The 8,819-nt window shown below is 69.7% G+C and carries 9 protein-coding genes and 1 tRNA gene; 3 read left to right on the forward strand and 7 right to left on the reverse strand.

Going from position 1 to position 8,819, the window contains the following annotated elements; translation table 11 throughout:
* Window positions 1-673 precede the first annotated feature (673 nt).
* Window positions 674-755, reverse strand: a tRNA-Tyr gene (locus OG584_RS13505).
* A 231-nt stretch (window positions 756-986) separates the two neighbouring features.
* Here OG584_RS13505 and OG584_RS13510 point away from each other — a divergent pair.
* The 3 genes from OG584_RS13510 to OG584_RS13520 all read left to right on the forward strand — a co-directional run bounded on the left by OG584_RS13510 (window position 987) and on the right by OG584_RS13520 (window position 2,862).
* Window positions 987-1,475, forward strand: coding sequence for a YajQ family cyclic di-GMP-binding protein (locus tag OG584_RS13510; protein ID WP_405778073.1), 489 nt, complete (start codon window positions 987-989; stop codon window positions 1,473-1,475).
* 144 nt (window positions 1,476-1,619) lie between these two features.
* The gene (locus tag OG584_RS13515) at window positions 1,620-2,135 is read left to right on the forward strand and encodes a methylated-DNA--[protein]-cysteine S-methyltransferase (RefSeq protein ID WP_405778074.1); all 516 of its coding nucleotides are present in this window, start codon (window positions 1,620-1,622) and stop codon (window positions 2,133-2,135) included.
* A 49-nt stretch (window positions 2,136-2,184) separates the two neighbouring features.
* Window positions 2,185-2,862: an alpha-ketoglutarate-dependent dioxygenase AlkB family protein gene (locus OG584_RS13520; RefSeq protein WP_405778075.1), complete on the forward strand. Its 678-nt coding sequence runs from the start codon at window positions 2,185-2,187 to the stop codon at window positions 2,860-2,862.
* 138 nt (window positions 2,863-3,000) lie between these two features.
* Here OG584_RS13520 and OG584_RS13525 read toward each other — a convergent pair whose 3' ends face one another.
* The 6 genes from OG584_RS13525 to OG584_RS13550 all read right to left on the reverse strand — a co-directional run bounded on the left by OG584_RS13525 (window position 3,001) and on the right by OG584_RS13550 (window position 8,810).
* A complete protein-coding gene (locus OG584_RS13525; protein ID WP_405778076.1) occupies window positions 3,001-3,273 on the reverse strand; it encodes a GlsB/YeaQ/YmgE family stress response membrane protein in 273 nt (90 codons plus the stop codon).
* A 303-nt stretch (window positions 3,274-3,576) separates the two neighbouring features.
* The gene (locus OG584_RS13530; RefSeq protein ID WP_405778077.1) at window positions 3,577-3,969 is read right to left on the reverse strand and encodes a YccF domain-containing protein; all 393 of its coding nucleotides are present in this window, start codon (window positions 3,967-3,969) and stop codon (window positions 3,577-3,579) included.
* Window positions 3,966-4,829: a zinc metalloprotease HtpX gene (htpX, locus tag OG584_RS13535; protein ID WP_405778078.1), complete on the reverse strand. Its 864-nt coding sequence runs from the start codon at window positions 4,827-4,829 to the stop codon at window positions 3,966-3,968. Before htpX ends, OG584_RS13530 begins: the two co-directional genes overlap by 4 nt.
* Window positions 4,830-4,977: 148 nt before the next feature.
* Window positions 4,978-5,436, reverse strand: coding sequence for an MscL family protein (locus OG584_RS13540; protein ID WP_405778079.1), 459 nt, complete (start codon window positions 5,434-5,436; stop codon window positions 4,978-4,980).
* 132 nt (window positions 5,437-5,568) lie between these two features.
* Window positions 5,569-7,104, reverse strand: coding sequence for an NADH-quinone oxidoreductase subunit N (locus OG584_RS13545; RefSeq protein WP_405778080.1), 1,536 nt, complete (start codon window positions 7,102-7,104; stop codon window positions 5,569-5,571).
* Complete coding sequence (locus OG584_RS13550; protein WP_405784043.1) at window positions 7,101-8,810, reverse strand: NuoM family protein; 1,710 nt, start codon at window positions 8,808-8,810, stop codon at window positions 7,101-7,103. Before OG584_RS13550 ends, OG584_RS13545 begins: the two co-directional genes overlap by 4 nt.
* Window positions 8,811-8,819 lie beyond the last annotated feature (9 nt).

Genomic DNA, 8,819 nt, shown 5'->3' on the forward strand with positions numbered 1-8,819 from the left:
GGTCCCGCACACCCCGGCCGGTCGCAAGGTCCGGCACTGCCGCACACGACGCATGGGCGGAGGCCGGGAGCCCCGGACCGGCCGAGCACTCAGACGTCCCGGGGACCCGCCGCTGTCGCGGCCGTATGCCGTGTCCGTAAAGTCGCGCCTTACATGAGACGCCCGATACGCACTCTCGCCGCACCGGACGAAAGCCCGAGTACACCCAGTACGAGGGCTTCCGCCCGGCACACCGAGACCACGCACCGGACGCCGCACGCCCGCCCTCCGGGCAACGACGCGGCTTTGCGGACACGGCCTGGGCGCTTCGCCCTCAGGGCCGGGCGCTGGACGCCCGGTCGCCCCGCCCCCCGGGGCGGTCCCGCCGGCACCTGGGACGCCGTGCGGCGGGGACCGGCTCCGGACAGGGGCGTCACCGGACCGGGAGGCAGCGAATGGCACCTCCCGCCCGGCCGCCGGCCGGAGTGGACCGGCTCCTCCGCGCCCACCGGGCCGTACCGCGCGCTACGGGGCTCCCGCCGGGAGCCATCTGCACGGCGCGGCACTGGACGCGCGGCAGGGTGAAACCCGGATGCCAAGTACCGGTTCGAACCACGGTGGGACAGGGGCCACGCGCGGCCGGAGAAACAGAAAAGCCCCTCACCATAAAACACTGGTCAGGGGCTAATTCCTGTGGCGGCGCCAGGGTTCGAACCTGGGTAGGCTGAGCCGGCAGATTTACAGTCTGCTCCCTTTGGCCACTCGGGCACACCGCCGGGGATTGCCGCTACGGAACCGCTTGGTAGCGGGACTCCGTGGCAACGACGTAAACGATACCTGATGACCCGGGGTGCTTCGCCACCCGGTTGATCAGGGGCTAACGGGCCACCCGATTGATCGGGGGCAGACGGGCGGAGGCGGCCGAGGGAGAGCGCTTAGGCTTGCGCGCAACAGGCCGGGCACCGGCCCGCAGCCCTCAACGCAACCGATACAAGGAGCCACAGGACATGGCCGACTCCAGTTTCGACATCGTCTCGAAGGTCGAGCGGCAAGAGGTCGACAACGCCCTCAACCAGGCCGCCAAGGAGATCTCGCAGCGTTACGACTTCAAGAACGTCGGCGCCTCGATCGACTGGTCGGGCGAGAAGATCCTGATGCAGGCGAATTCCGAGGAGCGCGTCAACGCGATCCTCGACGTCTTCCAGACCAAGCTGATCAAGCGCGGTATCTCGCTCAAGGCGCTGGACGCGGGCGAGCCGCAGCTGTCCGGCAAGGAGTACAAGATCTTCGCCTCCATCGAGGAGGGAATCTCGCAGGACAATGCCAAGAAGGTCGCGAAGGTCATCCGCGACGAGGGCCCCAAGGGCGTCAAGGCGCAGGTCCAGGGCGAGGAACTGCGGGTCAGCTCGAAGAGCCGGGACGACCTTCAGGCCGTGCAGGCTCTGGTGAAGGGCAAGGACTTCGACTTCGCGCTGCAGTTTGTGAACTACCGCTGATTCCTCTCCCCCCGCCGGCCCGGCGCTCCGGGCCCGCTGACATGTGGCGTCCGGAAACCGCCGGTACGGAGGGTTCGGGGATCGCAGACTCGTGGGTGTCCCGGGGGAACGTCCGCCGGGACGCTGCGAGGAAGGGAGCGACCGATGACGGTGTACACGACGGTCAGCAGTCCGCTCGGTGAGCTCTTGCTGGTGGGCGAGGAATCGGCGGACGCCCGGGGTGGGGTGGCGCTGGTCTCGCTGTCCGTGCCGGGCCAGAAGGGCGGAGCCTCCGTCGAGGACGCCGCTGGGGCGGGATGCCGCAGGGATCCTGCCGTCTTCGCCGGTATCACCGGTCAGCTGGCGGCTTACTTCGCGGGTGAGCGGACCGGTTTCGCGATCGATTTCGCGGAGGGCGGCACCGGGTTCCAGCGGCGGGTGTGGGCCGAGTTGGACGGTCTCCCGTACGGCGCCACCGTGTCGTACGGGGAGCTCGCGGGGCGCATCGGGCTCTCGGGCGCCGGGGTGCGGGCCGTGGGCACCGCGATCGGGCGCAATCCGCTGCTGGTCGTACGCCCGTGCCACCGGGTGATCGGGGCCGACGGCTCGCTGCGGGGTTACGCGGGTGGGCTGGAGCGCAAGCAGTGGCTGCTGGGGCTGGAAGGCGCGTCAGCGGCGTGACGGGGCGGTGGCGCGGCCCGGTGGTCCCCGGGGCGGGTGTGGCGGCCGTATGAGCGGGTTGTTTCCGCGGGACAGGGCGGAGGTCGCGCCCGGAGCGGTGCATGTTCCGGAGTGGCTGCCGGTCGAGCGTCAGCGGGAGTTGGCCGATGCCTGCCGGGAGTGGGCGCGGGGGCCTGTGCCACTGCGGCATACCCGGTTGCCCGGCGGGGGTGTGATGTCCGTACGCACGGTGTGCCTGGGATGGCACTGGCAGCCGTACCGGTATGCGCGTACCGCTGACGATGTGAACGGTGCGCGGGTGGCCGAGTTCCCGGGGTGGCTGGCCGAGTTGGGGCGATCGGCGGTGGCTGAGGCATATGGCACGGCGGGCGGCGCCGCTGCGGCCTACGCCCCTGACACGGCCCTCGTGAACTTCTACGACGGTGATGCGCGCATGGGTATGCACCAGGACAAGGAGGAGCGGTGCGCTGCTCCTGTGGTGTCACTGAGCCTGGGTGATACGTGCGTCTTCCGTTTCGGGAACGCCGAGGGGCGGGGGCGGCCCTATACGGATGTGCGGCTGGCTTCCGGGGACCTGTTCGTCTTCGGAGGACCTTCGCGGTTCGCGTACCACGGTGTGCCGAAGGTCCTTCCGGGGACGGCCGATCCGGCGGTGGGGCTGGCGGCAGGGCGGTTGAACATCACGCTGCGCGAGACGGGGCTCGGCGGCCCCACGGGTCGCGGGTGATCGGTAGGTCATCGGTGGTGCGCTGCTGAGCCGGCGGCTGGGTGACCGTATCGGTGCGCGGCCGTATCGGTGCGCAGCGGTGCGGGTGCGCTCGGCGCGTGAGCGGCCGACGGCCTGACCGGTCAGCGGCGCGAGCGGTCAGCGGCGCGAGCGGGAATTGCCGAAGAGCAGCCGGTAGACGATCAGCAGGACAAGGGCCCCTCCGATGGCCGAGATCCAGGTCGCGCCGTCGTAGAAGTGCTTCGCCACCGGGTGGTTGAAGAAGTGGGACGCGGCCCATCCTCCGATGAAGGCTCCCACGATGCCTATCAGGGTCGTGCCGACGAGGCCGCCCGGATCCCGGCCGGGCAGCAGGATCTTGGCGATGGCCCCTGCGAGCAGTCCGAGGATGATCCAGCTGATGATTCCCATGAGCAGAGCCTGCCTAACGTTCGGTGTCTTAAACAGGGACGTCGAGGCGGCTCGGGTGGTTGCGTCGCTGGTCGCAGTGGTGCTGCGGGCTGCGGACAGCCGCGCGGTCCGTCCCGCGCGGCTGTGGATGTGGATGTGGATGTGGATGTGCTGATTGCGGGTGCGCTGCTCGTGGGTGTGCTGATTGCGGGTGGTGCGCCTGGTCCGGGATGTGCCTGGCCGGGGATGCGCCGTGCCGGAGACGTACCTGCTCGTGGGTGCTCCCGCCGTTCGCAGCAGCGGGAGTTGTTGTCCGGGGCTTGTTCAGCGGGCGGCGAAGGGCTGGTCCGTGCGGACGATCTCCTTGCCGAGGGGCATCAGGGAGACGGGGATCAGCTTGAAGTTCGCGATGCCGAGCGGGATGCCGATGATCGTGACGCAGAGCGCGACGCCGGTGCAGATGTGGCCGAGGGCGAGCCACCAGCCGGCGAGGACCAGCCACAGGACGTTGCCGACGCAGGAGGGGGATCCGGCGTCGGAGCGGTCCACCGCCGTGTAGCCGAACGGCCAGAGCGCGTAGACGCCGATACGGAAAGCGGCGATCCCGAAGGGGATACCGATGATCGTGATGCAGAGCAGGGCGCCCGCGAGAAGGTAGCCGAGGAACATCCAGAAGCCGCAGAGCACGAGCCAGATGACGTTGAGGATTGTCTTCATGTGCGGGGGCCTGCCATCTGTTCGAGTCGGGAGATGCGCTCCGCCATCGGGGGGTGCGTGGAGAACATCTTGGACAGTCCCTGACCGGGACGGAATGGGTTCGCGATCATCATGTGACTCGCGGTCTCGATCCGGGGCTCGGGGGGCAGCGGCAATTGTTTCGTACCGGCGTCGAGCTTGCGCAGGGCTCCGGCGAGGGCGAGCGGGTCGCCGGTGAGCTGGGCGCCCGACGCGTCGGCCTCGTACTCGCGTGAGCGGCTGACGGCCATCTGGATGACGGAAGCGGCCAGCGGGCCCAGGATCATGATCAGCAGCATACCGACGAGCCCGGGGCCCTCGTCGTCGTCGGAGCGGCCTATGGGGATGAGCCAGGCGAAGTTGACGAGGAACATGACGACGGAGGCGAGTGCTCCCGCGACGGAGGAGATCAGGATGTCGCGGTTGTAGACATGGCTGAGCTCGTGGCCGAGGACTCCGCGCAGTTCGCGTTCGTCGAGGATCTGGAGGATGCCGTCGGTGCAGCAGACGGCGGCGTTGCGGGGGTTGCGGCCGGTGGCAAAGGCGTTGGGCGCCTGCGTCGGCGAGATGTAGAGCCGCGGCATGGGCTGGCGGGCCGCGGTGGAGAGTTCCCGGACGATGCGGTAGAGCGCGGGGGCTTCGAATTCGCTGACCGGCCGGGCCCGCATGGCGCGCAGGGCGAGCTTGTCGCTGTTCCAGTAGGCGTACGCGTTGGTGCCGAGCGCGACGACGAGGGCGACGATCAGTCCCGTACGGCCGAAGAAGCTGCCGATGACGATGAGGAGGGCGGACAGCCCCCCAAGGAGGACGGCGGTCCTCAGCCCGTTGTGCCGGCGGTGCACGGTACGCCCTCCAAGTCGTGCGGCAGGGGAACCTTCGCTCAGTGACTCGGTCCACTGTCCAGTGGACCCTCCCTCACTGGTCAACGCCAGGCGGGGGAGGCTAGTTCCCTTGTGCGCGCGGCCCGCGGTGTGCGCCGTACGGGTGGGGTCAGCCCTGGGCGGGGACCTTCGCCAGCGCCAGTGCCTCCTGCAGGGGCTCGATCTGGCTGGTGCAGTGGGCGCAGCGGGAGGCGATGGCCGGGATCTCGGTGTAGCAGTACGGGCAGTCGCGCAGGGCTGCCTTGACGTCGATCGGCTTGTCGGCGGTGAAGCGGGACTGGATCTTGGAGAGCGGGACGACAACGACGAAGTAGAGGACCGCGGCGGTCACCAGGAAGGCGACTCCGGCGTTGATGAGGAGGCCGTAGCGGAAGTGTGCGCCGTCGACGGTGAACTCGGCCTTGCTGAAGTCGCCCATGGCGGAGCTGGTGGCGAGGCCGATGAGGGGGGTGATGAAGGCGGTGCTGAGTGCGGTGACGACTGCCGTGAAGGCGGATCCCACGGCGAGGCCGATGGCCAGTGAGATGACGTTTCCGCGGAGGATGAAGTCTTTGAACCCGCTCAGCACTGCTTGCTCCCTGTTCCGTAGCCCTGCGCACTGCTCTGCGGTGCGGCTCTTCCGTGGCGTGCTGGTTCTGCCTCGGGGCGGTGCGCCGGTGCGTGTCTGTGGAAAGTGTCCGGCCGAAGACCGTAGCAAAACTCAGAAGAGGCTGCCTGCCGCGAAGTGCAGGACCAGCTGGGGGGCGACGGAGAGCACGGCTCCGGCGGCGGCCGCCAGGGCGACGGTGAGGGTGAGCGGGGCGGGGATCCGGGGGCCGGTGCGGGTTTCCCCGGTGGCGGGCGCGGGGGCGGTCGCGTCGGCCGGGGTGGTGGCTGTCGTGGCCCTGGGTGTGCGGAAGAGCACAGCTGTCCAGCGGAGGTAGTAGTAGAGGGCGAACACGACGTTGGCGGCCATGACGGCGGCGAGCCAGCCGAGGCCCGCGTCGACTGCGCTCTGGAAGACGGTGACCTTGGCGAAGAGGCCGATGATGCCGGGGGGCAGTCCGGCGAGGCAGAGCAGGAAGAAAGCGAGCGCGAGGGCCGTGAGGGGGCGCGTGGCGTACAGGCCGCGGTAGTCGCTGAGCCGTTTGCCGGGGCGGGAGCGGGCGACGAGGGCCACGGTGGCGAAGGCGCCGAGGTTCACGACGGCGTACATGAGCGCGTACGCGACGGTGGAGCCGATTTCGCGGTCCGAGGTGTATCCGGCGGCGGCGATCGGTACGAGGAGGTAGCCCGCCTGGCCGATGGAGGACCAGGCGAGGAGCCGGACGGCGCTGTGCGCGCGGGTGGCCTGCTGGCGCAGGGCGGCGGTGTTCCCGATGGTCATGGTGAGGGCGGCGAGTACGGCGATGGCCGGGCCCCAGATGTCGGCGTACCCGGGGAAGGCGACGACGGTCACGAGGATGAGCCCGGAGAAGCCGACGGCCTTTCCGATGACGGAGAGGTAGGCGGCGATGGGGAGCGGTGCGCCGATGTAGGTGTCGGGGACCCAGAAGTGGAAGGGCGCGGCGGCTGTTTTGAAGGCGAAGCCGACGAGGGTGAGGACGACGCCGGCCTCGGCGAGGGTGTCGAGTTGCGGGTCGACCTGGGCGGTGGCGATGCGGGTGAGGTGCAGGGTGCCGGTGGCGGCGTAGACGAAGCTGACGCCGAGCAGGGTGACGGCGGTCGCGGTGACCGATGAGAGGAAGAACTTGAGGGCGGCTTCGGAGGAGAGGCGGTTGCCGCGCTTGATGCCGACGAGGGCGAAGGCGGGCAGCGAGGCCACTTCGAGGGCGACGACGAGGGTGGCGAGGTCGCGCGAGGCGGGCAGCAGTGCGGCGCCGGAGGCGGAGGCGAGGAGCAGGAACCAGAATTCGCCGGCCGGGAGGCGGTCGCGGCCGGTTTCGCTCATCGAGAGCAGGGCGGTGAGCAGGGCGCCGCCGAGTACGAGGAGCTGGATGGCGAGGGTGAAGTGGTCCGCGGTGTAGCTGCAGGCCCGGTGGTCGGTGGTGAGGCAGAAGGTGGAGCGGTTGCCGCGGCGCAGGGGCAGCAGCATGAGGGTGGCGGCGGCGAGTCCGGCGACCGCGGTCCAGCCGAGGAGTGGTTTGCGGTTCTCGGGGACGAAGAGGTCGGCGACAAGGATGATCAGCGCGGTCGCGGCGACGATGACGGGCGGGGCGATCGCGAGCCAGTCGACGGACTGGACGAGGGAGCTCATGCCTTGCCTCCTGCGAGGAGCTTCTGCACGGCCGGGTCGGTGAGGCCGAGGAGGGCCGCGGGCCACAGGCCGGCGAGGACGGTGAGGGCGACGAGCGGGCTCCAGGTGGCGAGCTCATAGCCCTGGACGTCCTGGATGTTCTGGACAGCGACGGCGGCAGGGGTCGCGGGCGGGGCTCCGGCCGCGGGTGGTGGTGTGCCCGGTGTTTCCCGTGTCGTGGGGGTTTCCTGTGGTCCTCGTGTCTCGCGCGCTTCCTGTGCCGCCGGTGCTTCCCGTGCTTCCTGCGCGTCGCGTGCTTCGGGTGCTGTCTGCGGTGGGGTGCCCATGCAGACGCGGCGTACGACGAGGAGGAGGTAGGCGGCGGTGAGCAGAGTGCCGAGGGCCGCGAGCGACATGAAGGTGAGGAAGGCGGGGCGGCTGAGACCGCGGGCCGGGTCGAAGGCGCCGAACATCGTCAGCATCTCGCCCCAGAACCCGGCGAGTCCCGGCAGTCCGAGTGAGGCGACGGCGGCGAAGGCGACGAGGCCGCCGAGCCGGGGGGCCCGGCCGTAGAGGGCGGCGCCGGTGGCTCCGGCGAGCGTGTCGAGGTCCGCGGTGCCGTACCGGTCCTTCAGCGCTCCGACGAGGAAGAAGAGCAGCCCGGTGATCAGTCCGTGGGCGATGTTGGCGAAGAGCGCGCCGTTGACTCCGGTGGGTGTCATCGACGCGATGCCGAGGAGTACGAAGCCCATGTGGCCGACGGAGGAGTAGGCGATGAGCCGTTTGAGGTCGCCCTTGTTGCCGTGCCTGGCGAGTGACAGGCAGGCGAGTGATCCGTAGATGATGCCGGCGACGGCGAAGGCCGCCAGGTACGGCGCAAAGGTGTGCATGCCCTCGGGTGCGATGGGCAGGGCGATGCGGACGAATCCGTAGGTGCCCATCTTGAGCATGACTCCGGCGAGGAGGACCGAGCCTGCGGTGGGTGCCGCGGTGTGGGCGTCGGGGAGCCAGCTGTGGAGCGGCCACATCGGGGTCTTCACTGCGAGGCCGATGGCGATGGCGAGGACCGCGACGACCTGGGTGGTGTGGGTGAGACCGCGGCCGTTGTCAGTGGCGAGTGCCACCATGTCGAGTGTTCCGCTCTTCACGCCGATGAGGAGGAGGCCGAGCAGCATGACGACGGAGCCGAGCACGGTGTAGAGGATGAACTTCCAGGCTGCGGCGGTGCGTCCGGCGCCGCCCCAGCGGGCGATGAGGAAGTACATCGGGATGAGGACCATCTCGAAGGCCAGGAAGAAGAGCACCAGGTCGAGGACGGCGAAGGTGGCGAGCGTCCCCGATTCGAGGAGGAGGACGAGCGCGACGAACGCTTTGGGGGACGGGCCCGCCGGGAGCTTGAAGCAGGAGTAGAGCGCGCAGAGGAAGGTCAGCAGCGCGGTCAGCACGAGGAGGGGGAGCGAGATGCCGTCTGTGCCGAGGTGGATGCGGACGTGGAGTGCCGGGATCCAGCTGATGTCGGTGGTGGCCTGCATCTTCGACGGGTGGTCGCGGTCGAAGCCGAGCGCGAGGACGACCGCGGCGATGAGGACGGTGCCGGTGACGATCACGCCGTGGCGGAGTACGGCCTGCCGGGGTGATGTGCCCCTCAGCCCGGGTGGTGCGGGCAGGAGCGCGGCGACGGCGCCGATGACCGGGGCGGCGACGATGAACGCCAGAAGGAACTGCATCACGGATGC

It is taken from the genome of Streptomyces sp. NBC_00859 (assembly GCF_045161865.1).
Taxonomy (GTDB): Bacteria; Actinomycetota; Actinomycetes; order Streptomycetales; family Streptomycetaceae; genus Streptomyces.

Bases quoted from the DNA above. Each gene is read 5' to 3' on its own strand.
- OG584_RS13510 (WP_405778073.1), top strand. From the start codon at position 987: ATGGCCGACTCCAGTTTCGACATCGTCTCGAAGGTCGAGCGGCAAGAG.
- OG584_RS13515 (WP_405778074.1), top strand. From the start codon at position 1,620: ATGACGGTGTACACGACGGTCAGCAGTCCGCTCGGTGAGCTCTTGCTG.
- OG584_RS13520 (WP_405778075.1), top strand. From the start codon at position 2,185: ATGAGCGGGTTGTTTCCGCGGGACAGGGCGGAGGTCGCGCCCGGAGCG.
- OG584_RS13525 (WP_405778076.1), bottom strand. From the start codon at position 3,273: ATGGGAATCATCAGCTGGATCATCCTCGGACTGCTCGCAGGGGCCATC.
- OG584_RS13530 (WP_405778077.1), bottom strand. From the start codon at position 3,969: ATGAAGACAATCCTCAACGTCATCTGGCTCGTGCTCTGCGGCTTCTGG.
- OG584_RS13545 (WP_405778080.1), bottom strand. From the start codon at position 7,104: ATGAGCTCCCTCGTCCAGTCCGTCGACTGGCTCGCGATCGCCCCGCCC.
- OG584_RS13550 (WP_405784043.1), bottom strand. From the start codon at position 8,810: ATGCAGTTCCTTCTGGCGTTCATCGTCGCCGCCCCGGTCATCGGCGCC.